Raw genomic sequence first — 25,379 nt, forward strand, 5'->3', positions numbered from 1 at the left:
AAGTTCTCACAAGGCATGTATGGGAAGACAGTAAGGAAAAAGTGAGAGAGCATAGACTTTCCGCAACAGGGAAATTCCTCTATAAAAAAAGAAAAGAAACCATTGAGCGAAGCTTCGCGGATGCCAAACAGCTCCACGGGCTTCGCTACTGCCGGTTACGCAGCTTAAAGGGCGCATCAGAACAAGCGTTGATGACAGCGGCAGCACAGAACATAAAAAAGATCGCAAACCACCTCTCAGCGAGCTAAGAGGTGGTTTCGGCCATTCTTCACCATAGGGTGAGCAAATTCTTCTGACGAAAATAATAAAGAGAAACCCGCACTTCTCAAAAAGTGTGGGTTTCTCGACAATCTGAGCTTTCATTCGTGTGAATGAAAGCTTTTATTGTGCGGACACTGATTCCGTTATGTTGAATAAAGCACCTATTTTTCGCATGTTTACGGACATGGTGGACCTATGTCCGTTTACTTTAAACGTTAGCACTACTACAGTTTAAATGAGCTTTTTAATTCAACGATCCGATTAAATACGAGCTGATCATCCTTCGTTTCTTTCGGATCTACGTTAAAGTAACCGTGTCGGAAAAATTGAAATTTATTTTCAGGCTTAGCATCAGACATATTCGGTTCAACGTATCCCTTTGTGATTTCTAATGAATCCGGATTTACCTGATCGAGAAAATCATTACCATTTTCATCTAAAATAAGTGAATCATACAAACGGAATTCAGCTTCTTTCGCTTGTGAAGCCTCGACCCAATGCAATGTCCCCTTTACTTTACGTCCCGTAAAACCAGTTCCGCTTTTCGTTTCTGGATCGTACGTACAATGAATTTCAACAACATTTCCTTCATTATCTTTAATGACATCATGACATTTAATAAAGTACGCATGCTTTAACCTAACTTCATTACCAGGGAAAAGTCGGAAATATTTTTTCGGTGGGTTCTCCATAAAATCGCTTTGCTCAATGTAAATTTCACGTGAAAATGGAATTTTCCGTTTTCCCATTTCCTCGTTTTCTGGGTTAATATCAGCATCGAGCCATTCTACTTCCCCTTCAGGGTAATTCGTAATGACTACTTTCAACGGATGCAATACAGCCATCGTCCGCGGTGCTTTCAGTTTCAAATCCTCTCTTAAAAAGTGCTCAAGCATTCGCACATCAACGATATTGTCCGCTTTAGCAACACCGATTTCACGGCAAAATTGTTTAATCGATTCCGGTGTATAGCCTCGGCGTCGCAAACCTGCAAGCGTCGGCATTCTTGGGTCATCCCAGCCGTCTACATAGTTTTCATCAACGAGCTGCTTTAGTTTCCGTTTACTCATGACCGTGTTCGTTAAGTTTAATCGCGCAAACTCAATTTGCTGTGGCTGTACATCCATTTCACAGTTTTCAACTATCCAATTATAAAGGGGACGTTGATCCTCAAACTCAAGTGTACAAATTGAGTGTGTTACACCTTCGATTGCATCCTCGAGAGGGTGAGCAAAAGAATACATCGGATAAATGCACCATTCATCTCCTGTATTGTGATGAGTCGTATGAGATATTCGGTATAAAACCGGGTCACGCATATTAATATTAGGTGAGCTCATATCGATTTTGGCACGAAGGACTTTTTCACCATCAGCAAATTCGCCATTTTTCATTTGCTCAAATAATGTTAAATTTTCCTCAACAGAACGGCTTCTTGATGGACTTTCTTTCCCTGGTTCTGTTAAATTACCTCGGTATTGACGAATCTCCTCTTGGGATAGATCCTCTACGTAAGCAAGTCCTTTTTTAATAAGCAGTTCGGCTCTGTCATACATTTCACCGAAATAATTTGATGCGAAATGCAGTCCGTCCCACTCATACCCTAACCATGCAATATTTTCTTTAATTGAGTCAACAAATTCCTTATCCTCTTTTAAAGGATTGGTATCATCAAAACGAAGATTTGTTTTCCCGTTAAATTCATCAGCTAATTCAAAGTTCAACACAATCGACTTTGCGTGGCCAATATGTAAGTACCCGTTTGGTTCTGGAGGAAATCTTGTGATGACTTCATCCCGTTTTCCCGTTTCTAAATCTTTTTTTACGATATGTTTTATAAAGTTAGATGATGTGTGATTGTTTTCTGTCATCATAATTCACCTTTCTTACCGGCAGATTTCGCGCGTTTCTCATACTAGTTGTTATATCATAAATAATGCTATATATCCATGCATCAAGTATATTTCGTACAGAATATTTCCTTCCCATTCTTTTACGGTGGCATATTCTCCATTATGAGTCAATGATAGCTGATTCATTCATGAATCATTCTGATGCATCATAGAATCAATAATGGATGTTACTTTGATGTGAAAGGGTGAAAAAATTGCGTGAGGAGATCATCTTTGAATTAGAATTTTGGATGCAAATTTTAGGAGATCACAGCCGGTTTATTTATAACTCACTATCCCCTCGTGAAAGGGAGTATGCCGAAGACGCTGAACAGTTTATAAATATTTTTGATGATTTGTTAAACCGATCAAGACAGCAGCTAGATAACGAGGCATTAATGGCTTTGTTAAATGAAGCAAATGAAGAAACGAAAAGACTGAGGGAATTTAAACTATCGATCATACGGGAACATTTAGTTGGGGATATAAGTATTAACCTTCCGCCATCGTTTTTAAATCATATGGTGAATGAGCTAGACGAAGCACTCAGGCTGTTTTCATATTATGTGAAAGGAGAACGACCTCCTAAGGTCCATCCTCTTCACCATGACTTAATTTGGCTTCTTGATGCAGCTGGCCATGCCGCAGCAATTAGCGGTGATATGGATCACGTTGAATATGACCTTCGCCAAAAAAGTGACAAATTTAAAGACGAGTGGGAAGAATTTTATATAAAAGCAGTCGAAATGGCCGGTTTCCTAAGAGCGAATGTTTCGCAATTTCCTGCGCTAAAAAAATTCCACCGTGATATAGAACTTGAACTCGTTTTATTCAAAAGTTTCTTAAATGAGCTTGAGGAAATGGAATTAACAAAGGAAACACTTAGTACGTTCACACCGCTCATGGCAGACCATATGTTTAGAGAAGAATGTTATTATTTAATGAAATTAGCTGAAACGACTGATGCAGTGAACATGCCGGATTGTGACCCTACGAAACCAAGAACAGAAGACTAACGAAGGACTCATAAGTGGCTGGCTGAATTCCAACATGCAGTTTTTAGATTGGATTAAAAGCACACTTATGAGTCTTATTTTATTGGATAGAAACGTTCATACTTCTATTAAAACATCTTGTTAAAGATTACAAAACAAGCTCAATTTCTAGCATCTTGGCAGTTTGGTGCCTGGTTCTTCTGTGCCTAGCACTTTGATAGCTTATCTGTTAATTTTGTTTACTTTTATATTCACGTTCCAGCTTTTCTATCGGCAGCTTATACAATTGTGTATCTTCAATTTTATAGATACCTAATGCGAGCAGCTTTTCAATAATTTTCTCTTTTCTTTCCTGTTGATCTTGTTCCATGTTGCTTTTCCTCCCTTGAACAGTTATTCCACAAAAGAGGGCAATAAAAACCCTCTTCTTGCAAGAAGAGGGTTCTTTTACATCGTCTATTCATAACCACTCTTCTCATTTTCCGGCTTGTGCCGCAGGAATTAGCACGGTGTTTTCTTTTTCGAAAATCCGTTGCCGAGGCTTCAAAGGGCCAGTCCCTCCACCTCTCTTAATAAGAAGTAAGTATATATTTGTCTATATCTACGATAATTCATGTAAATGCTAATGTCAATCAAACGACCATGATAAAAATAGATTTTTATACCACATCATTCGACAAATATCGTCTGTGATCTAGCTAATTTCTGTCTCTAACTCTTCAATTCTTCTCTCTACATACTTCGTATCCTTTTGCGCATGAAATGTTTCGGCTTTTTCGACGATTACTGCTGTATTATATTCTGGAATTCCAGCAAATTGCTCGTAAACTCCTTTTGGAATAAGAACGTTTCCTTCCGGCCAGTAAACAGAGATATTTCCCATTTTAGTTCGATCGAATTTTGCTCGCCCATGAAACGTACCATACTTGTTGTAAACGACGATCGCTTCCCCTTCAGTAATCCCTATCTGTTTTGCATCTTTTTCATTTATTAACACGTCATACCGATCTGCATTATTGTTTGGGTCCCTTTGATCATAAATCATTGAATTAAACTGTTTTCCACGCCTCGTTGTTACATAAAAATGCCCTTCTGGTTTACGAAGTTCCGGAAGCTCAACCGGCAGCAATTGACCTCGTCCATCTTCTGTCGGACAAAAGCCATCCTCACATAACCACGCTCCGCCCCATTGAAAGACATCACCTTTATTTTTCAAATGTTGAATGCCTTCGTATTTCGGGTGAGCAAGTGCAATTTCTTCACGAATTTGCTTACACGTCTTGAAGTCAATCATATCACTGCTGTTCGGCTTTACACGCTTAGCAAGGTCTACATAAATCTCCCATTCAGATCGTGCTTCTTCGATTCTTGGACCTTCAATTTCAGGTGAAAAATAAACCATCCGTTCGGTCGAAGTAGACGTTCCTCCACCAGGCTGTTCATATCGAGTCATCGCGGGCAGGACGATCACTTCCTCTTTTGCATCTACAAGTGTCGACGTATTCAAAATAATGTCTTGATGAACACGTATGTCGACATTTTCTAAACATTCTTTAATAAATTCTGGGTTTGGCATCGTCTCTAAAAAATTCCCGCCCGACGTGTAAAATACTTTCAGCTTTCGTTCATGCTCCTCTGGCAGCATCGCATTTTCCAGTGATACCCCGACAATGTCTCCTTGCCAGTCCGGAATGTCGAAGTTCCATATGTTTTCGATTCGTTTTTTATTTTTTGGTTCAAAGTCCCCTCCCGGGAGGACGAATGGGTCTGCTCCCATTTCACCTGAACCTTGTACACCTGAGTGTCCGCGAATTGGCATGACACCGCAATTTTTCCGGCCTAGAAAGCCTCTCAGCATTGAAAGATTTGCAACTTGTGAAATGTTATCGGTCCCGAACCTGTGTTGTGTTAAGCCCATCGACCAGACAAAGACCCCGCTTTTCGACTTCGCGAGCAGCTTCGCAAATTCCATCATTCGCTCTTTCGTTAATCCTGATGACTTTTCTAACGTTCCCCACTTTTGTCTTTGAACATGCTCTTTTAGTTGTTGATAACCTTTCGTATGCTCATTAATGAACTGATGATCAATGGCTGATCCTCGTTCTTGTTTTTCCATTTCGAACCAATGCTTCATGACTCCGTTCATAAATGCAATATCTCCACCGATGTTAACTTGATAAACATCATCTGCCATTTTTGTCCCGAACAATGCACTTTCTGGTACGGATGGAACCCAGTATTTATCCATCGACGGCTCGTGGTAAGGGTTAATGACGATAATTTTTGTCCCTTTCCGTTTCGCTGCATACATATATTTCGTTGAAACTGGCTGGTTATTCGCTGCGACTGACCCCCAAAATACGAGGACATCTGTCCCAATCCAGTCCTGATAGTTACAGCTTGATGCACCAATGCCTAGTGAACGCTTTAACGCTGTTTTACTCGGTGAATGGCAGATTCGAGATGCGTTGTCAATGTTGTTCGTTCCGAGATACCTTGCCACTTTTCCTGCTACATAATAGGATTCATTTGTAATACCTCTTGCTGTTAAAAAGAAAGCAAGCTGCTTCGGGTCGATTGTGTTTATTTTATTTGAAATACGGTTTAACGCCTCATCCCAAGAAATTCTCGTAAACGTCTTTTCTCCTGGCTTGCGTGACAGCGGATAAGGTATTCTTCCGAGCTGACGGAGTTCTGAGCTGCTCAGCTTTCTTAGCTCATCGATATTTTGGTGGAGCGTTTTTTCTTTTATAGCAGGCATCGTATTTAAACGTAATACATTCAGCCTTGTTGTACATATATGAGGTCCGGCAAGCGTCTGATCTTTCAGCCCTGCAACTCCTAAAGCACAACCGTCACAAACACCTTGTGTTAAAATTCTTGTCGCATAAGGCAAGTTATCTTTATTTTCCCAAACGACTTTTGCTGTATCTCGAATATGTTTCGGCTTCACCTTTCCAAGTCCAAAAGGGACCCAGCTTGCCCAATGCTTCGGATCAGGTGATTTGGGAAGCTTCATCGGTCCCCGGTGCTCTGTTTTCCCCATTGAATATTCCTCCTCTAAACAAAACTTAGCTGCTCGCTAAAAAGCTTCTCAACAAGCGAATAGTACATGCCTAGAAACTCGTATGCTTTCGTTCAACTCTTTTGGTGAAAGTCATTATTCACGTTGTGTCATCTTATTGTCAAACGTAATTAAAGCGCTTACATTTTTAAGTTTGGTAAAATTAACTATTTCATAGCATTCATTCATATTATAACATCAATTCATAAATATGAGGGAGGTAGAGCTGGATTTGTGCTCGTATCATTCTGATTTTATATGTGCGTGCCTGACCTGAATGAATCTGGAAGGAAATGTACTTAGATTCCCTTTTTCTGTACCTCCTTTATCCTCCAAAACATAGAATTCGAAAATCGCTATAGGTCTACACTATCACTCCAGCGCACAAGTGCGACATCTACTCGTGCTGCACTTCGTTTGCATTCGTAGTGTCTTCTTTGCAGTCGGCACTACCACAACTTCCTAGGTGCCACACTGTGTGTACCTAAGGGATTTTCCGCTCCTGCGATTACTCGTTGCAAGAATAGATGAAGATTGCTTTTCCCGTTGAGTCGCCGCCTCGCGTTCTTTCGAGTACATGATGATATTTAAAAAGAAAAAGCCGACCACTGCAATGGCCGACTTTCGCTCCGGTTTATTTTTGACTGACGGTTTCTCCGACAGTTTGTCCTTGTTTGTAGACAGCTTTTGAAATAAGTGTCTGTAAGATTAAGAATAGCCCCCCGACACTCCAATAGAGTGGTAATGCTGCCGGGACACTGAATGAAAAGATCCCCATGATGACCGGAGTGATATATCCTAATACTGCGAGTTGCTTTTGCTGCTGGCTGTCCATTCCAATTTGCGAGATTTTAAATTGGACCAAGTATACAGCTCCAGCTATGAACGGTAAGATGAAGTCCGTGTCACCTAAACTAAACCAAAGGAATGAATGTTCCGCAATTTCCGGCGTTCTCATGATCGCATAATAGAAGCCTATAAGAATCGGAAATTGTATGAGCATCGGTAAGCAACCCATTGATGCAATTGGGTTAAAGTTGTGTTTTTGATAAAGCTGCATCATTTCCCTTTGAAATTTTTGCTGGCTTTCTGGATCTTTTTTATCTTTATATTTTTCTTTCAGGTCGTTCATTTCTGGCTGAATAACGCTCATTTTTTCACGCATGATCGTCTGATTTTTATACTGCTTCATCATAAGCGGCATAAGAGCTACTCGAATAATTAATGTCATTAAAATTATTGACAAGCCATAATTTCCGTCAAATAAGCTTGCAAAAAACTTAATCAAGTACGAAAACGGATATACGACGTAATGATTAAAAACTCCTGCAGTATTTGCATCGATTGGCTCAGATGATGCTTGACAGCCGCTTAAAAATAATAAACTAACGATTATCGCGAGAATGCCAAAGCGTTTAAAGAATGTGAATACAGATGATTGTTCCATTGTTGTCCTCCTTGTTTTTCGAAGTGAATAAACGCGGAGGAACGATAGTCGTCATCATCTTCAGGGGCATCCTTTCGTTTTGTCATACACGTAAGCCAAGCTTGCCGCTGATGTAAACAATTTTCTGCATCTGAATTTGCAGGCTGAGCGAGTTCTACCGTTTGTAAACTTCTTTTTGTCAGCATGCGCTGCTTTATAAAATATGATACTTTTAAATACTCAGCAACCTTTAAGCCGACAATGGTCAAAAAGATACTCATTGAAAACAATAATGGAATCATGTCATGAAATAATTCGAATAGCATCTGTATTCACCTCCTTTTATATATGTCTCTTTTTTAATCTGCTTCCTCTATCTTCGGTCATTTCTAGAGCAAAGTCAAATAGATCAAGCAATTTGGAAATATTTTAACAGCCAATTCGTATACTATACGTTTATTTTAAATACGTCATAATCTAAAGACTTTTTAAATCCGACTCCTTCAGCAACGACAATCGATGAGACGTTTTCATCATCACAATTCCATAGCGGCTGTTTTCGCTTTTCTTGACAGTACTTTATACACGCGAAAGCAACTTGTTTAGCATAACCTTTTCCACGAAAATCTTCTTCTGTTATTACCGCTAGTTCAATCTGGTCGTCTACTGCAAATGTAGATAAGCACCAACTTGCGATTGTACCGTTCTCAATGATACAATATCCAACTCCATTTTTTAAAAATTGTTCCACTGATGGCCAAGAAATGTGAATCTAGATGCTCCTATACTTGCAAGTAAGTCTTAGTTTTAGTTGTAGGGTCATCGATAGGTTTTATAAATTCTTAATAGTAAAAAAAACAAAGCAGCACCCTTTTTAAAAGGTACTGCTCGTCATTTACTTTATTAATACGTGCCCATTTCTATTGCTCTTTATTTTCAATACTTATTCCTTCTGGACGGTAGTGTAATTTTACATTTGTGATTACTTCAGTTGCCCCATCTTCGATTGCAATCTTTTGAGTTTTTTCAAGCAGCGTCAATACGTCTGCCATCGATCCTTCAACGACTGTTTCCATCGGTCCAACCTCATGCTTTAACCCTGAATCTTCAATGACCTTGACGATATGAGGCAAGATCCCATTCGTTTCCATATCCTTTCCATTTGGCAGCACTTGAAAACCAGCCATTACTGTTGTCATCATTCACCCTCCATTCAACGTTTGCTATTCTCGTTCCTTTTCAAAATGAAAATTAAACATTCAATTAACCAACCTTGAATACAATCGCACACACATAAGGTTGTACAGTTCACTCATTGAAGTGGTATATCCACACATAGAGCTTCGAAATCACACATAGTACTTCGAAACGTCCTCATTAGATCAACCTCTCCCCAAAAGTCAACCCATTCACCGAAAAGTTCGGGGACCTGGTACCCGAATATTTTTGGGTGGTTGGGTGGATGTTAAGGGATAGATGTTTTATGTAGCTTTTGATCATGCTTGATAGAAAGGGGTTTTAGTAATGAAAAAGCGTTGGTGGATTGTCGGTAGTATTGTTTTTGTCGGTATTATTGCTGTCGTTGTCCTTTCACAATTAGAGTTTGAGTATGCATACATCCCTGATGAAAGTGAACTATTGAATGATCAACGTGGCTTTTTCGATGGCTATGATGTGTGGGGTGAACGAGTTCCTTTGGATGAGTCTGCATCGCTCGCCCATTCAAATATCGATAGTCACCAGCTGTCTCCTGACGAAGGGGCTGTTAGAGTTGATGAAGAATTCATTCAATTTGGACGGGAACAATTTTATAAAGAGACTTTCAATAATGAAGAATATATGACAGATGTTCTAGGTGTGATCGATGGAGGAATTACTCTTCCGAAGATGATGAAGGCTTTAATAAAGTTACGGGGACAAGGAACAAACAATTTACAAGTTGAACTCGATAAAGACGTCACAATTGGTGATAAAACGTATAAAAAAGGAGAATTAATTGACACAGGATTAGATGTTCCAAAAGGGGCATATACACCTTTAGGAATGCCAGTCAGCTATTCAAAAGGGAAAGTACGAGTTGGAGCGAGCTGTGCCTCGTGCCACGCGACCGTTGACCGTGATACCGGAAAAGTCGTTGAAGGAGCACCGAACAATAATTTTAATGCCGGGATGCTCCTCGCTTTGGCACCTAATACAACTGCCTTTTTTCCAAATACGGAGGTCGAAGTATTAGAAGCTTATATCAATGATCAAAAACGAACGGTGAAGACGAGTAAAGGAGGCGACGAGCCGTTGCCTGATCCAGAAAAAATCGAAGCTGATGTGGACCAGACAATAGCAAGCTGGCCGAAAGGAACCTTCGACTCTACGATAGATTTAGAAAGTAACCCGACGCAAATCCCTGATTCTTTTACACTTGAAGATCACCCGTATGGTTGGAATGGATTTGCTACAATTGGACCATTTAAAGGGTTGAGTTCTTTAAATAATAATGTTCATGCGCAAAACTCAGACTTACTCGCTCAATATGAGCAAAGTAATGAACTGTTTGATATTGACAAAGAAGTGTATATTGGAACCATTTTGCAAAATGCAGCTGATGAGGAGCATCGTTATGATCCTCAATCTGGAGAAAAACCATCTGAATTTTTTGCTAAAGTCGATGATACTCCAGAAGTTCCTGGGGTGAATGAGATGGTCAAGCCACCACACTTTCCAAAAATATCATTGTTTTCACCTAACGGAACTGTCATTAATTCACCTGGGTACCACTTCGGAGAACAAATAAACGCACTATCTGCCTATCAAAATACATTAAGACCACCATCGCAAGCTAGGGGAGCAGAAAGCAGCTCTCTTGAAGGAGAAAGAGTGTTTAACGAAGCAGGATGTGCGTCTTGTCATGCCGGAGAAGCTTATACGAATAACCAGGTGATCCCTGTAGATGAATTAAAAACCGAAAAGTCAAGGGCGAAAGCATTCCGGGATACGGTGAAAATCATGGAAGAGCCGTGGGTTTATACACCGGATACACCCGTCCCTATTCCAAACGGGGCAAAAAAGATTAAAGTGCCAACAGATAAGCTCGATCGAGAGCAATTAAATCTCACATTAGCACAAGGAAACGAAGGCGGTTATAAAGTAAAAGGATTGATCGGGCTTGCGTGGTCACCTCCATATTTGCATGATGGCGGGGTCTCAGTCGGACCAGACGAATCAAAAGACTTAGGCATTCCAGGAACATTACGCAAAGCCATCGACCCTGACGCACGCAACAGCTTACGTGCACTCGTAGACCGTAACCTCCGGCAAAAGGTCATTGAAGCCAATAAACAAGATCCTTCATTGCAGCACGTTCACGTGACAGGTGAAGGGCACGAATATTGGGTAGATGAAAAAGCAGGCTTTACAGAAGCAGAAAGAGAAGCACTGATCGACTACCTCATGACACGCACCTCAATTGAAGAGTAATGTTCACAAAATTGTGCGGGACCAGGTCCCGCACAATTTGTGCTTAGCTATTGATTTTTTTATGATTTATGGTAGAGTGTTTTAGTTAGCGGAGTTCGAGACCCTCCTTCGCTATATAAACGAAAACTAGGAGATGATTCATAATGAACAATTCAATAGGTGTCAATACAAATGATAAGCAAAGTAAGCTGATCTTGCTTGTCGCGATCTTTTTTACCGCTTTATTTGTTTCAAATGTTATTTCTGCTAAGTTATTTACGATTGGCAGTATCGTATTAACTGCAGGAATTATCACATATCCACTTACTTTTTTAATTACAGATTCGATCTCTGAAGTATATGGCAAAATGACTGCAAGACGAGTCGTCCTCATCGGGTTATTAACGAACGTGCTTATGATCGGGTTTTTCTATATTGCGATTATGCTGCCACCCGCAGGATATTGGCCGATGCAGGAAGAGTTTGAAGTAATTTTAGGCGCTGTACCACGTATCGTTGCAGCTTCCTTGTTAGCGTACAGCATTTCCCAATTGTTTGATGTCCATCTTTTTCACAAAATAAAAGAAATGACACAGGGTAAACATTTGTGGCTGAGAAACAATGCAAGTACGTTAGCAAGCCAGCTGCTTGATTCGATCATTTTCGTTCTTGTTGCCTTTTATGGAACAATGCCATTTTCGGCAATTCTTGTGATGATCGGAACGCAATACGTTGTCAAACTACTCTTTGCAATAGCAGATACACCATTTATTTATTTGACCGTGAAATGGTTAAATAAAACATCAATAAAGACGAATAAGGAGGCTGTCACCGATGTCTCATGACCGCAGTAAAGAAGTTTCTCTTTTAGGTGAAGCTGGTACTCAATATAGCTTTAACTATGATCCATCTGTACTAGAAAGCTTTGAAAACCGTCACGCTTATCGTGATTATTTCGTAAAGTTTAATTGTCCAGAATTTACGAGCCTTTGTCCGAAGACGAATCAGCCTGATTTTGCAACGATTTATATTAGCTACATTCCGGATAAAAAAATGGTAGAAAGCAAATCACTAAAGCTTTATTTATTCAGCTTTCGAAACCATGGCGACTTCCATGAAGATTGCATGAACATTATTTTAAATGATCTCGTCGACCTCATGGACCCGCGCTATATCGAAGTATGGGGCAAATTTACACCACGCGGTGGAATTTCGATTGACCCATATACAAACTACGGAAAGCCAGGAACAAAGTGGGAAAAATTTGCTGAACAGCGACTTCTTCAGCATGACCTTTATCCAGAGAAAGTCGACAACCGATAATTCTTTCAATCAACACCGTACAAAGTTGTATCTCCTTCTTTGTACGGTGTTTTTTGTCTCCTCCTTCCTTCATTCCCCATATAAGCTCACAGCATATCGTTCAATAGCAGACGATTTATAACAATATGCTAGGATCTAAGTGCTAATACACGCTGAAGATCATATTTTATTCATTATTTAATTGTTTCAATTTTGTGCATTTCTGAAATTTCCGTTAAACTATGTATACTTTGAAAAAGCTCGAAAAAAGTCGAATGGAGGTGAAAAATTGATCTTAGTCACTCTTGAAGACATAAAAAACAAAGAACTTAACCAAATACAAAATATTTGTGCCGACAGACAAGTAATCTATTCTCCCTCTATTGACACGTTAAAAGAGGAACAACTTGGACACGTAGATATTCTCATTACATATGGTGATGAGTTATCACTAGAAAACCTTGAACTGCTCCCAAAATTGAAGTGGATTCAGCTATTTCAAGCTGGAGCAGAAAAGCTGCCTTTAGAGGCTATTAATAAGCGGAACATCAAGTTAACGAATATGAAAACCATTCACGCAATTCCGATGTCAGAGTTTGCTCTAGGGGTGATGTTAAGACACTCCTTAAAACTAGAAGTCTTGCGTAAAAATCAAGAGAAGAGACATTGGGATACAACCGCAACAATTGAAGAATTATCCGGTAAACAAGTAGCAATATTCGGGGCAGGTGAAGTAGGTTCAGCGATTGCAACGAAATGTAAGCTCATGGGTATGCACGTCATCGGGGTAAATCGTTCCGGACGTATTCGTGAACCTTTTCACGAAATGGAAACGTTAGCCAATCGACAACATGTCATTCCACGGTGCGATTACATTATTTTGACAATGCCGGTAACTGATCAGACTAAACACTGCTTCTCCACAGCAGAATTTACAAAAATGAAGCAGAATGCCTTATTTATAAATTTAGGAAGAGGACCGCTTGTCGATGATACAGCATTAAAAACAGCACTATTAAACAAAACAATTGGAGGCGCAGTGTTAGATGTGTTTGATGAAGAACCTTTAGATCCTAACCACGACCTTTGGGGCATCGACCGTTTATTTATTACCCCGCACATTGCGGCAAAATCACCACACTACATTAAGCGCTGCCTAGACATTTTTGAAAAACAATACGACGCATTTTTAAAGAATAAAAACCTGCAGTTCGAAATCAGCCTTGATGAAGGGTATTAGGAGGAATTCATATTATGAAGAAAAACCTTACACATTCTGTAGAACAACAACGATTAGAATTAAAACAGCGGTTAGCAGCTGGATTCCGCTTATTTTCAAGATTTGGTTTTGACGACGGATCAGCTGGCCATATCACAGTCCGTGATCCTAAATATAAAGATTGTTTCTGGGTAAACCCATACGGCATCCATTTCAGCCAAATTAAAGCTTCAGATTTACTTATGCTTGATGAAGACGGAAATATCCAGCACGGCGATGGTGAAGTGAACGGCGCTGCATTTGCCATTCATTCAGAAATTCATAAGGCTCGCCCGGATGTCCATGCAGCAGCTCACTCTCATTCAGTGTACGGAAAAGCATTTTCTACACTTGGAAAATTGTTGGATCCAATAACACAAGACGCATGTGCTTTTTACGAAGATCACGCGTTATTTAACGACTATACCGGCGTCGTATATGAAAAGTCAGAAGGACAGCGAATGGCTGACACGCTTGGCAACAAAAAAGCTGTTATACTCCGCAATCATGGCCTTTTGACTGTTGGCGGAACGATTGATGAAGCAGTGTGGTGGTTCGTTTCCATGGAACGTTCCTGTCAAGTTCAAATGTTAGCAGATCGTGCAGGTTCTCCGATTTCGATCGATCCAGAATATGCAAAACATACACATTCACAAGTCGGAACACCTGAATCTGCAAAAGAAGATTTTAAGCCTCTTTATGACCGCATTGTTAGAGAACAGCCCGATTTATTGAAATAATTTCAGTACAGATTTCAGACTAACTGTGCTCAATTCTTTACGAATCAAGAGCATTTTTGTCGAAAAACGGCGATAATACACGGTTTTCCACACTTGCTCTGTACTCAGATAGTGACACAACAAATAATCTTGTCTTAGCACAGTTGTCTTTGTCAGAGAATTCATGAATAATTAAAACTTGTGAAACTCGAAAATATAATAGATATACATTAAATACGATGGAGGAATTTACGTAATGAAAAAGAAAACGATGTTAAGCTTAATCTCATCAGCATTGATCTTGACTGCTGTTGCCTGCGGAAATGGTGATGATGCGAATGGCGGTGCTGATGAAGATCGTGAAATTGATACGATTACGTTAGCAGATGCCGGGTGGGACAGTATCCGTGTTCATAACAGTATTACGCAACGAATCCTTGAAGAAGGCTACGGCTATGACACAGATGTGATGACTGGTTCAACTGCTGCGACAATTCAAGGGTTACGTCAAGGAGATATTCAAGTCTATACAGAAATTTGGACAGACAATATTCAAGAGCTATGGGAAGAATCACTTGAATCTGGCGATGTTATAGAAGTGTCAACAAACTTCGATGACAACAGACAAGGCCTTTTCGTTCCGACATATGTCATTGAAGGAGATGAAGAACGCGGAATTGAGCCAATGGCTCCAGATTTAAGAACGGTAGAAGACTTAAAAAACTATCCTGATCTATTTGAAGACCCTGAAGAAGCTGGTATGGGGCGTATTTATGGGGCACCTTCTGATTGGGCTCTAAGCGAATATATTGAGGAAAAAGTTCATACGTACGGTCTTGAGGATACGATGAACCATTTCCGACCAGGATCAGACGCTGCACTTGTGACTACATTAGTAGATGCATATGAGTCAGGTGAACCTTGGGTTGGTTACTACTGGGAGCCGACTTGGGTAACAGCGGTCTATGATTTAACGTTGCTTGAAGAACCAGCTTTCGATCAAGAAATTTGGGATGAAAATAAAGGAACAGAATTCCCTCCAAACGACGTTGTTGTCGGTGTATGGTCTGAATTAGAAGATATTGCTCCAGAAGTAGTTGAATTTTTGAGTAACTACGAAACGAGTAGTGCATTAACAGACGAAGCATTAGCTTACATGCGTGAAAACGATGCTGAAGCCGATGAAGCAGCTGATTGGTGGATGCTTGAGCACCAGGACATCTGGATGGACTGGCTTCCTGAAGAAGTCGCAGAAGACGTATTAGCATCGTTACAATAATGGCAAGTAGGGTGGTTAGTCAGTAAGGCTGACTGCCCTCATTTCTTTAAAGTGAGGTGAAAGGTCAATGTGGTAGAGCATGTTAAAAAGCTCACACTCAGACAGATTTCCGAACTATCTGGGATCTTTTTAACAGTCTCTGTCATATAAACCAACATTGAATGATAGACTTTCCAGAACAACTAAAATTTGAAGCAGGGCAATATGTCGATCAAATCGTTTCATTTTTAAATGAAAACTTAGGTTTCTTTTTCGATGCGATTCGCTCCCTGTTTACCGTTATATTATTAAACATTGAAAATTTCTTGCTTTGGTTGCCATGGTGGCTTGTTATATTCGCTGTCTTTTTCGTCGGCTGGCGTGTCGTAAAGCTTAGTTCCGGAATTGTATATGGATTCTTAATCTTCCTCGTCGGAGCATTCGGATTATGGGAATTAATGATGATTACCTTTGCGATCGTCTTAACATCCGTCATTATCGCTTTAGTAATCGGAATTCCTACCGGGATTATCATGAGTTATAGTCGGGGTTTTTCAAACTTTATGAGACCAGTACTAGACGCGATGCAGACGATGCCAAGCTTTGTTTATTTAATACCAGCGATCTTTTTCTTCGGGCTCGGGAAAGTACCCGCTGTTTTTGCCACATTGATTTATGCTGTTCCTCCAGTCATTCGGTTAACTGAACTTGCGATTCGTAATGTTTCAAAAGAAATGGTTGAAGCTGCAGAATCTTTCGGCTCTTCAAGAATGAACTTGCTGACAAAAGTTCAATTGCCTCAAGCAATGCCGACCATTTTAGCCGGTGTTAACCAAACGACGATGATGGCTTTAGCCATGGTTGTCATCGCATCGATGATCGGTGCCCAAGGATTAGGGGAAGAAGTACTCATTTCAATAAACCGAATCGATATTGCTAGAGGGTTTGAAGCTGGAATAAGTATCGTATTTATGGCAATCATTATCGATCGAATTACGAATGGAATAGGAAACCGTTTCCAAAGAAACGAGGGACATTAAAGTATGAGTGAAAATGTAAAAATTACGGTTGAACATTTATCGAAAATCTTTGGCCCAAAACCTAAATCTGTTATTCCGATGGTGAAAGATGGTGTTCCGAAAGAAGATATATTAGCGAAAACGAATCATACTGTCGGTGTATATGACGTTTCTTTTGATGTAAAAGAAGGCGAATTATTCGTCATCATGGGCCTGTCAGGCAGTGGAAAGTCAACATTGATCCGTTGTTTAAACTTTTTAAATAAGCCGACTACAGGAAGTATTTTCGTTGATGGCGAAGATATTTCAAAATATAATTCAGCTCAACTAAAAAAGTTTCGACAAAACAAAATTGCGATGGTCTTCCAGCATTTCGGTCTATTCAATCATCGAACTGTCCTAGGTAACGTTGAATATGGCTTAGAAATTCGCGGTGTTCCGAAGAACGAGCGTGAAAAAATCGCGAAAAAGAACCTTGATATCGTCGGATTAAAAGGTTGGGAAGACAAGTACCCTGATGAATTAAGTGGTGGTATGCAGCAGCGTGTTGGTTTAGCAAGAGCACTTGCGAACGACCCAGATATCTTGTTAATGGACGAACCATTTAGCGCACTCGACCCGCTGATTCGTCGTGAAATGCAAATGGAGTTACTTGATATTCAAGAACGCCTGCAAAAACCGATCATTTTTATTACACACGATGTGAATGAAGCGTTTAAGCTTGGAGACCGCGTAGCTGTCATGAAAGACGGGCAAATCGAACAAATTGGTACTCCTGATGAAATTTTAAACGATCCAGCGAGTGACTATATTGATGAGTTCATTAAAGATATCGACCGCTCAAAGATCCTTCAAGCAGAGACGATCATGAAAAAACCAAATGCTGTCGTAACTTTGAAGGAAGGTCTTAAAGCTGCGATTAAAGAAATGAAGACGAATGAAATTTCCAGTGTATTCGTCGTAGATCGTCACCGAAAATTACTCGGCATCGTCGGGATTGAAGATGCTGTCAAGGCGTTGGAAAATGGACAAACATTGGAAGAAATCCTTCAAAAAGATGTGAAAACAACATCGAAAGATACGTACATTCAAGATTTAATTCCCGATGCAATCGAAACTAAATATCCGATTGCTGTCGTTGACGAAGATAATCGCCTCGAAGGAATTATTTTAAAAATTCATGTCTTATCAGGGTTAATATAAGAAAAACGCAAAAAGCCTTTGTAATAAAAGGTGGGTGGAGTCTTCAAAATAATTTTGAAGACTCCGCCCACTTTCTCATTTACGACTTTTACAGTCTCTTCGCTTTAGTCAGTTCTACTTAACAGTTCATAACGAATAATTTTTAATCATGATAACAATCTTTATATCACTTTCATGTAAGCGCTCTTATAAAGTCGCCCAATTTACAATAATCTGATTTTTCCCAAATTAACTATTGACCTCGCACTCCTTTTAGTTGTATCATAGTCGACAATTATTCATTACTTTGAGTCTTTGAATTGGCCAATGTAATGAGTGCCTTCAAAACAAGCTAAACAGTGAAGGTTCTCTTTTTTATCAATTTTAGTTTAGTACTTTAACGCGTTTAACTTTTACAGAAAGGAGTGGTTATGTATGAGCAGTCAATGGATTTTCCTTAGCGGCCGTTTCGTAAAGAAAGAAGAAGCTGTCGTGTCCGTTTATGATCATGGTTTTTTATATGGAGACGGGGTGTTTGAAGGGATTCGTGTCTACAGTGGTAATGTGTTTAAACTTGATGAGCATCTAAAACGTTTATACGAATCTGCACAATCAATTATGCTAGACATCCCATACACAAAGGAGGAGATGGAACGAATTATTGTCGAGACAGTAAGGAAAAACGAGTTGCAAAGTGCGTACATTCGTGTTGTTGTCTCACGAGGAGCGGGAAATCTCGGGCTTGATCCAGCGTACTGCTCACAGCCACGAGTCGTTGTCATTGCAGAAGAACTCGCTCTCTATCCAAAAGAACTATATCAAAAAGGAATTAAAGTCGGTTCTGTTGCAAGCAGGAGAAACCGTCCAGACGTATTAAGTCCTCAAATTAAATCATTAAATTATTTAAATAATATTCTCGTCAAACTTGAAGCAAATCAAGCTGGCGTTGACGAAGCGTTAATGTTGAATGACCAAGGATATGTTACCGAAGGGTCTGCAGACAATATTTTTATTGTGAAAAATGGAACGATCTATACCCCTCCTATTTATCTAGGGGCACTTGAAGGGATTACCCGGAACGCGATCATCGATTTAGCGAAAGAAAAAGGGTATGAATTAGTTGAGTCGCCATTTACCCGACATGATGTTTATGTAGCAGATGAAGTCTTTTTAACTGGTACAGCTGTTGAAGTCATCGCTGTTGTGGAAGTTGATGGCCGTAAAGTCACTGACGGAAAACCTGGTAAAGTCACAAACCACCTTTTATCCGAATTTCGCAAGCTAGTGACGAGTGATGGAGTTCAATGTTACCCTCCTTCAAAGTCAACAGCATCCGGATCACAAACGGTTTCCTAGTTAACCCCCCTTACGAGACGGACTCAACATAAAGTGCCTGGCACTGATGAGTCCGTCTCATTTTTTTCAAATGCATCAACAAAGAATTTAGGAGGAGTATGATGGTTACATTTCTACTTGCAGTTACATTACTTATTATTGGTTACCTCGTTTATTCGAAAGTCGTTGAACGTGTATTTGCCATTAATGATCAACAAGCAACACCTGCCTACTCAAAGAACGACAATATTGATTATGTGCCGATGAGCTGGTGGAAGGGCAGCTTAATTCAGCTTTTGAATATTGCTGGACTAGGACCGATTTTCGGAGCAATTATGGGAGCACTTTACGGTCCTGTAGCTTTTATTTGGATTGTATTCGGAACAACCTTTGCCGGAGCCGTTCACGATTATTTTTCCGGTATGCTTTCCCTTAGACATAAAGGCGCACAGTTTCCAACGATCGTCGGAAAATATTTAGGGAGCGGAATGAAAGTGTTTATTAACCTTACATCCATTATTTTAATGATTTTAGTTGCCGCTGCATTTACTGCAGGACCTGCTCAGTTGATTTCTGAGATTACATCAATTAGCTTCTTAGCTGCATTAGCACTTATCTTTCTTTATTTTCTCATTGCAGCAATCTTGCCAGTGAACAAAATTATCGGGAAAATTTACCCTGTTTTCGGTGCCGTTCTCATTTTTATGGCTGTTGCCATTGCTGTCGCTCTACTCTTTACCGAACAGCAAATTCCGAATTTAACGTTTTCAAATTTACATCCGGACGAGCTACCATTATGGCCACTCATGATGGTGACGATCTCTTGTGGAGCAATTTCAGGTTTTCATAGTACGCAAAGCCCGATTATCGCTCGTACGTTAAAAAAGGAATCAGATGGACGAAAAGTATTTTACGGCGCAATGGTCGCTGAAGGGGTTATTGCTCTCATTTGGGCTGCTGCTGGGATGACATTTTTCGGGAGCACAGGAGGATTAGCAGACTCTTTAGCATCTGGTGGTCCTGCCGGAGTCGTGAATGAGATCTCTACGACGCTTTTAGGCACACTCGGAGGTATTCTTGCGATTTTAGGTGTCATTCTTTTACCTGTTACAACTGGTGATACTGCACTACGCTCCTCAAGAATGATGCTGACAGAATTGTTTTCAACCGTGTTTAAATCGATTCACGGAAAAAAGAAAGTTTTACTTGCTACGATTCCTGTTACAATTCCTACCGTTTTTCTTGCAACAATTGATTATTCTTTTTTATGGCGATACGTCGGTTGGACAAACCAGCTTGTTGCAACGGTCATGTTATGGACTGCTACGATGTATTTATTAAAACAGCGGAAGGCACACTTCATTTGTGGCGTTCCAGCCATGTTTATGACAGGAGTCGTTACGACGTATATCTTTTATGCACCTGAAGGGCTGAGCTTGCCTTACGTTCCATCACTCATCATTGGCGGTAGTCTGACAATGCTCGTATTCGTGTGGTATGCGAAACAAATCATTTCTCATCGCCGTACGGATAAAGCCCACATCCCCCCAAAAGCAGCTTAATATGAATATGTAAAGCAGGATGTCTCACAGATGGGCATCCTTTTTTCTTAGCAAAAAACGTTTAATGCGCTAGTCTATGCCTATGTGAAAAAGCGTAATAAACACAAAATGACTGTTCATAATTACAGAAAATTGTAGAAAGATATAAAAGAAGTGGTTTGGATATAAATAGAAGGAGATAAAAACGAATGAATACAGCGATCGACTCAATTTTAGTTATAGGGCGGATCTTAACGATTTTACCATTACTTTTATTTATCACTCTTTTCATGGGTAAACGTGCGATCGGACAATTGCCAATCTTTGATTTTCTCATCACTATTACACTCGGATCTGTTGTAGGTGCTGACATTGCCGATCCAGACATTAACCATATTCATACTGGGGTTGCAATTATTGCACTTGCATCACTCCAACGCCTCGTTTCCTACATAAAAATTAAATATCGAAAAGTTGGTAGACTAATCACGTTTGAACCGACAATTGTTGTCTACAACGGGAAAATCATTCGGGAAAACTTAAAAAGGAACCGCTTTTCCCTAGATAATCTCCTGCAAATGCTTCGTGAAAAAGACATTTTTCAAGTGAATGATATTCATCTAGGAGTGTTAGAAGCAAATGGATCGTTGAGTGTCGTAAAGAAAGGAGAAAAAGAAGCCATATTTAAAGAGGATTTAAACATTAAAAAGACGGCGCTTGACCTCGCTTATCCAGTCATCGTCGAAGGTAGTGTTTATTCATCCGTACTTAAAGAATTATCTTTAAATGAAGTTTGGTTATTTGAACAGCTTCATGCACGAGGAATTCATGACCTTAACACGATCTTCTATGCGTCAGTAAATGACAAACATGAACTTCACATCTCGATGAATAATGAAAAAATGGATAAACACATTATGCCTCACTAATCGAGTCAATACTATGGTGATGCATAAAGCCCTCGAATTCAACCATTCAAGGGCTTCGCTCACCAACCATGAGCTGTGATTACTTCAGTAATTTCCGCCAAACGATTAACTGAATAATTAGGAGCAATACTAAATAAAAGTAAACATGATATTCCATTGTAATCACGTAATAATGAACAGCACTGAAAATCAAAATGAGTCCCATTAATATAAACACTTTATATCCATCACTTTCACTCACTGCATTAAATGAAGCTGAAAATGGAAGGACCGATTTAAATGTGGCTTTAAAACAAATAACAATATATATGGAGGCATTGATAATCACAATGAATAAATCAATGAGAATATGTGTGCCAAACATAATGATGAATACGACACTTAACAATAAGTATATCGGCAAGAACAGCCGATATAAAAATGCTTTTAATGTCCCTTTATAAATAGCACTCTTTTCACGTATCGGGGTCACGCCGTATATCCATGATCCTTTATAAGCTCCCGAAAATTTCAAACTACTAATAACAGTCGGAATCATCATGAGAGAAAAATAAATCGATAAGTGATAGTTTGTGCTGGCAAGCTCCTCAAGCGAAAGATCCCTTAAAATGTTAAACATAAATAAAAACGGTATGACGAGAGAAAAGCCTAAAGTTGGATAAACTTTTAATTTAAACTGGCGTTCATTTTTCATCATAATACTTGCAAAGTTGTAAAAAGCCCGTTCTTGTTTCGTTAGGTAGACAATGGCAGATAGTTTGCTTTGAAAAATATTTTTCCGATTTCCGTCACTGCCCCCTTGTTCTGATAGCTTCTGTAAGTTCCTTTCAAAAACAGGAGTAAGCTTACTATATAAAATAATCGATATAGGTGGGATAAGAATCCCAATTAAAGATAATGCAATCAATATGGGGTCAATGTTTCCATTAAGAAGCACTTCAAAGGTCGCTCCATACCAAATTGGTGGGATGATAAAATGCCACCATTCCAGTTGAAAGACGATATTAAAATCAACGTATTCAAACGAACGAATTAATACTTGATACCCTATCAAAATGGAAATAGATAACCCAATTTGTACGTAATTAATGATATCTTTTAATCGCTCACCATCAAAAAATTTTAGAATAAGAATATATAGCACAGCTGTCATGACAACAATAAGTAAATCAATAAAAATAATGTTAACAAGAAAAATGATAGCAAATAACGGTCCTTTGGCAAAAACACTGACGATTAGTGGTACAAGCATAATTGCTGCTGTTAAAAACAGCATATATATGAACACATGAATAACTTTGGCAGCTCCGATTGTCTTACCTGACACTGGCTTTGTATGTAAAATGTTTCGATCGCGAATATCTAGCAATACAGATGAAAAGTCAGATATCATTGTAGTCATAATGATGAACATGGAAATCCCATAAACGATACTCATTTGAAAGAGAAAATACTCACCAATAAGCATAAAAGGAATGAGAAATAGGCCTAACAGGGCATAAAACCATAATAATTTTATAAACTGGTTTGAATCATTTTGCTCTTTTTTCTTGTTTTGCTGAAACACAGTTGGCACACGACGGCGATCCATCGTCAATTTTAACTGCAATATTTTTCTCATAGCTGGATAATCAATATCCGCCTTCTTAAAGAGTGATCGGAAACGGTCGAGTATTTGTAACGATTTAAAATCATTCATATAATGAATCTCCTTGAACGACCGCTACAAATTCTTCAGCGACTCCTTTATATTCATCAAATCCAGTGAGTTCATTAAAGATTTCTTCAAGAGACCCTTCTAGATTTTTCCCCTTTAATTGTTCAAAGCTTCCATCGGCAACAATTTCTCCTCCATTGAGCAAAACAATACGATTACTTATTTTCTCGACAACATCCATAATGTGCGAAGAATAAAATATCGTTTTTCCTTGAACAGCTAGCTGAGCCAAAATGTCTTTCACAATCATCATACTATTCGCATCAAGACCGCTTAATGGTTCGTCAAGGAAAAGCAAGTCAGGATTATGTAATAAACTTGAGATTAACAGCACTTTTTGCCGCATTCCTTTTGAGTATGAAGAAATCCGTTTTTTGTATACGTCATCGATTCCTAGCAATTTAACAAGTTTTCTTGCTTTGTGGTCGATTTCCTTTGAATCCATTCCATAAAGCTCGCCAACGAAAGATAAATACTCTTGTGCAGTTAAGTTTTCATACAACTCTGCTGTTTCAGGTACATAGCCAATTCGTCTTTTATAGTCAACTGTATCCGTCGTCAGCTCTTCACCAAATATTTTCACTGACCCACCATAGTCATCAACTAGACCGAGCATAATTTTCACAGTCGTACTCTTCCCTGCTCCGTTCGGCCCGATATACCCGATAATCTGACCTTCATATACTTGTAAATCTATACTTTTTAAAATCTCTTTACTTCCAAATCGTTTCGTTAAACCTTTTAATGAAATAACCGGCTGCTTATTTTGTTCGATTACGATCACCCTCCCGTTCATTAACCATATTTTAACATAATTTTCATTGAAACTGGCTCATACATGGTTTATCGAATGGAACTTTCCAAGAGCCACTTATATTGCATGTTTTCATGTTTAAATTGTTAGTTGTCATTATATTCCATCTGTTTTATTCATTCCGGTAGTATATGAAAACAGCTCATAAACGGGAGTTTCCGCTTATGAGCTGTATTTCTTATTTAATTGATTGCTTCTTGGATTTCACTGACCATTTCAGAAACAGATGTTAGTCCGCCACCTGCTAAGTACCAATATGCAGGGTCAAGGTATATAATATTCCCTTCTTCATATGCTTTCGTGTTCATGACAAGTTCATTTTCAACGATTGATTGGCTTCCAGCATCCTCATCTTCGCCGATTGCCTGGTCACGGTCAATCACGAAAATGTAGTCAGGATCTGTTTCAACAATATACTCAAAAGAAATATTTTGACCGTGCGTAGAAGCCTCAATTTGCTCATCTGCTGGTGATATCCCAAAGTCTTCATGGATGACACCAAATCTTGACCCTGGACCGTATGCACTGACACTACCATCATTTGCTAAGATGATCAGACCGTTTTTGTCACTTTCAGACGCTTCACTATTAAGCGTCTCAATCGCTCCCTCAATATCCGCTAATGCGCCTTCAACAACATCTTCTTTTTCAAAGATTTCTCCTAAAACACGTGCATTTTTTTTGAAAGACTCTACGTAATTTTCTGTATCAACACCCATATAAATCGTTGGTGCAATATCGTTCAATTCATCATACGCCTCTGAGGATCTGCCAGAAATAATAATCAGCTCTGGCTGGATATCATAAATTTTTTCAAAATCAGGCTCAAACAATGTCCCTGCGTTTTCATATGCACTGTCTTCGAACTCATCTAAATAGTGAGGAATGTTTCCTTGTGGCACTGCCGCAATATCTGCCTCTAATTCTCTTAATGTATCAAGTACACCATAGTCAAATACGACGACGTTTTCAGGGCTTTTCGTTACAGTTGTTTCTCCTAATTCATGCTCAACAACGACTTCACCTGATTGTTCTGCTTCATCATCTGTAGCTTCAGTATCGTCAGTTGCTTCCGTTTCTTCCTCATTCGTCTCGTCAGCAGCAGTCGCGCCACTTGCGTCTTCTTCAGTCCCGCATGCCACTGCAGCCATTGTTAATAAAAGAATCATGAATAATAATGTTAATTGTTTTTTCATTTTCGTCACCCCATTATTTTT

General features: G+C 39.4%; 23 protein-coding genes and 1 riboswitch. Of the genes, 13 read left to right on the top strand and 10 right to left on the bottom strand.

All coding sequences use genetic code 11. The annotated features are described in order from the left end of the window. On the top strand, positions 1-248 hold a 248-nt coding region (locus CD001_RS02035; RefSeq protein ID WP_179298573.1), incomplete at its 5' end, for a transposase. Positions 249-485: 237 nt separating this feature from the next. Here the strand turns inward: CD001_RS02035 and CD001_RS02040 are convergent. After that, positions 486-2,132, bottom strand: coding sequence for a glutamine--tRNA ligase/YqeY domain fusion protein (locus CD001_RS02040; RefSeq protein ID WP_096185972.1), 1,647 nt, complete (start codon positions 2,130-2,132; stop codon positions 486-488). A 227-nt stretch (positions 2,133-2,359) separates the two neighbouring features. Between CD001_RS02040 and CD001_RS02045 the strand changes: the two genes are divergently transcribed. Continuing rightward, positions 2,360-3,169 carry a DUF2935 domain-containing protein gene (locus CD001_RS02045; RefSeq protein WP_407081088.1) on the top strand — a complete coding sequence of 270 codons (810 nt, stop codon included), beginning with the start codon at positions 2,360-2,362 and terminating at the stop codon, positions 3,167-3,169. Positions 3,170-3,377: 208 nt separating this feature from the next. Here the strand turns inward: CD001_RS02045 and CD001_RS02050 are convergent, their stop codons facing one another. The 6 genes from CD001_RS02050 to CD001_RS02075 all read right to left on the bottom strand — a co-directional run bounded on the left by CD001_RS02050 (position 3,378) and on the right by CD001_RS02075 (position 8,840). After that, on the bottom strand, positions 3,378-3,518 hold the full coding sequence (locus tag CD001_RS02050; protein WP_096185973.1) for a Fur-regulated basic protein FbpA: 141 nt from the start codon (positions 3,516-3,518) through the stop codon (positions 3,378-3,380). 102 nt (positions 3,519-3,620) lie between these two features. Continuing rightward, positions 3,621-3,727, bottom strand: a riboswitch (SAM riboswitch). Between the two features lie 115 nt (positions 3,728-3,842). Further along, positions 3,843-6,194 carry an FdhF/YdeP family oxidoreductase gene (locus CD001_RS02055; protein WP_096185974.1) on the bottom strand — a complete coding sequence of 784 codons (2,352 nt, stop codon included), beginning with the start codon at positions 6,192-6,194 and terminating at the stop codon, positions 3,843-3,845. Positions 6,195-6,846: 652 nt separating this feature from the next. Beyond that, the gene (yidC, locus tag CD001_RS02060; protein WP_096185975.1) at positions 6,847-7,659 is read right to left on the bottom strand and encodes a membrane protein insertase YidC; all 813 of its coding nucleotides are present in this window, start codon (positions 7,657-7,659) and stop codon (positions 6,847-6,849) included. Continuing rightward, a complete protein-coding gene (locus CD001_RS02065) occupies positions 7,605-7,964 on the bottom strand; it encodes a hypothetical protein (protein ID WP_096185976.1) in 360 nt (119 codons plus the stop codon). The genes yidC and CD001_RS02065 overlap by 55 nt, the downstream gene beginning before the upstream one ends. A gap of 122 nt (positions 7,965-8,086) precedes the next feature. Continuing rightward, positions 8,087-8,389 carry a GNAT family N-acetyltransferase gene (locus CD001_RS02070; RefSeq protein WP_179298574.1) on the bottom strand — a complete coding sequence of 101 codons (303 nt, stop codon included), beginning with the start codon at positions 8,387-8,389 and terminating at the stop codon, positions 8,087-8,089. A gap of 169 nt (positions 8,390-8,558) precedes the next feature. After that, the gene (locus tag CD001_RS02075) at positions 8,559-8,840 is read right to left on the bottom strand and encodes a thiamine-binding protein (protein ID WP_257009687.1); all 282 of its coding nucleotides are present in this window, start codon (positions 8,838-8,840) and stop codon (positions 8,559-8,561) included. A gap of 322 nt (positions 8,841-9,162) precedes the next feature. On the opposite strand from CD001_RS02075, the gene CD001_RS02080 reads away from it, so the two are divergent. From CD001_RS02080 to CD001_RS02130, 11 genes are all read left to right on the top strand, one after another. Then, complete coding sequence (locus CD001_RS02080; RefSeq protein ID WP_096185979.1) at positions 9,163-11,109, top strand: di-heme oxidoredictase family protein; 1,947 nt, start codon at positions 9,163-9,165, stop codon at positions 11,107-11,109. A gap of 143 nt (positions 11,110-11,252) precedes the next feature. After that, a complete protein-coding gene (locus CD001_RS02085) occupies positions 11,253-11,933 on the top strand; it encodes a queuosine precursor transporter (protein ID WP_096185980.1) in 681 nt (226 codons plus the stop codon). Continuing rightward, complete coding sequence (queF, locus tag CD001_RS02090) at positions 11,923-12,411, top strand: preQ(1) synthase (protein WP_096185981.1); 489 nt, start codon at positions 11,923-11,925, stop codon at positions 12,409-12,411. Before CD001_RS02085 ends, queF begins: the two co-directional genes overlap by 11 nt. 268 nt (positions 12,412-12,679) lie before the next feature. After that, the gene (locus CD001_RS02095; protein WP_179298575.1) at positions 12,680-13,630 is read left to right on the top strand and encodes a D-2-hydroxyacid dehydrogenase; all 951 of its coding nucleotides are present in this window, start codon (positions 12,680-12,682) and stop codon (positions 13,628-13,630) included. A 14-nt stretch (positions 13,631-13,644) separates the two neighbouring features. After that, positions 13,645-14,388 (top strand): class II aldolase/adducin family protein, encoded by a 744-nt coding sequence (locus CD001_RS02100; RefSeq protein WP_096185983.1) that lies wholly within the window; start codon positions 13,645-13,647, stop codon positions 14,386-14,388. Positions 14,389-14,623: 235 nt separating this feature from the next. Continuing rightward, positions 14,624-15,646 carry an ABC transporter substrate-binding protein gene (locus CD001_RS02105; protein WP_096185984.1) on the top strand — a complete coding sequence of 341 codons (1,023 nt, stop codon included), beginning with the start codon at positions 14,624-14,626 and terminating at the stop codon, positions 15,644-15,646. A 161-nt stretch (positions 15,647-15,807) separates the two neighbouring features. Beyond that, positions 15,808-16,665 (top strand): ABC transporter permease, encoded by an 858-nt coding sequence (locus CD001_RS02110; RefSeq protein WP_096185985.1) that lies wholly within the window; start codon positions 15,808-15,810, stop codon positions 16,663-16,665. 3 nt (positions 16,666-16,668) lie between these two features. Then, on the top strand, positions 16,669-17,847 hold the full coding sequence (locus tag CD001_RS02115) for a quaternary amine ABC transporter ATP-binding protein (RefSeq protein WP_096185986.1): 1,179 nt from the start codon (positions 16,669-16,671) through the stop codon (positions 17,845-17,847). Positions 17,848-18,261: 414 nt separating this feature from the next. Beyond that, a complete protein-coding gene (gene ilvE, locus CD001_RS02120; protein WP_096185987.1) occupies positions 18,262-19,182 on the top strand; it encodes a branched-chain-amino-acid transaminase in 921 nt (306 codons plus the stop codon). Between the two features lie 101 nt (positions 19,183-19,283). Continuing rightward, a complete protein-coding gene (locus tag CD001_RS02125) occupies positions 19,284-20,723 on the top strand; it encodes a carbon starvation CstA family protein (protein WP_096185988.1) in 1,440 nt (479 codons plus the stop codon). Positions 20,724-20,911: 188 nt separating this feature from the next. Then, on the top strand, positions 20,912-21,631 hold the full coding sequence (locus CD001_RS02130) for a DUF421 domain-containing protein (RefSeq protein WP_096185989.1): 720 nt from the start codon (positions 20,912-20,914) through the stop codon (positions 21,629-21,631). 79 nt (positions 21,632-21,710) lie between these two features. Here the strand turns inward: CD001_RS02130 and CD001_RS02135 are convergent, their stop codons facing one another. From CD001_RS02135 to CD001_RS02145, 3 genes are all read right to left on the bottom strand, one after another. Then, positions 21,711-23,330 (bottom strand): hypothetical protein, encoded by a 1,620-nt coding sequence (locus CD001_RS02135; protein WP_096185990.1) that lies wholly within the window; start codon positions 23,328-23,330, stop codon positions 21,711-21,713. Next, positions 23,323-24,132, bottom strand: coding sequence for an ABC transporter ATP-binding protein (locus tag CD001_RS02140; RefSeq protein ID WP_407081089.1), 810 nt, complete (start codon positions 24,130-24,132; stop codon positions 23,323-23,325). The genes CD001_RS02135 and CD001_RS02140 overlap by 8 nt, the downstream gene beginning before the upstream one ends. Positions 24,133-24,344: 212 nt before the next feature. Next, entirely contained in the window at positions 24,345-25,358 is a 1,014-nt protein-coding gene (locus CD001_RS02145; protein WP_096185991.1) for a siderophore ABC transporter substrate-binding protein, read from the bottom strand. Between the last annotated feature and the right edge of the window lie 21 nt (positions 25,359-25,379).

The organism is Evansella halocellulosilytica, from assembly GCF_002335745.1.
GTDB lineage: Bacteria > Bacillota > Bacilli > Bacillales > Salisediminibacteriaceae > Bacillus_CA > Bacillus_CA halocellulosilytica.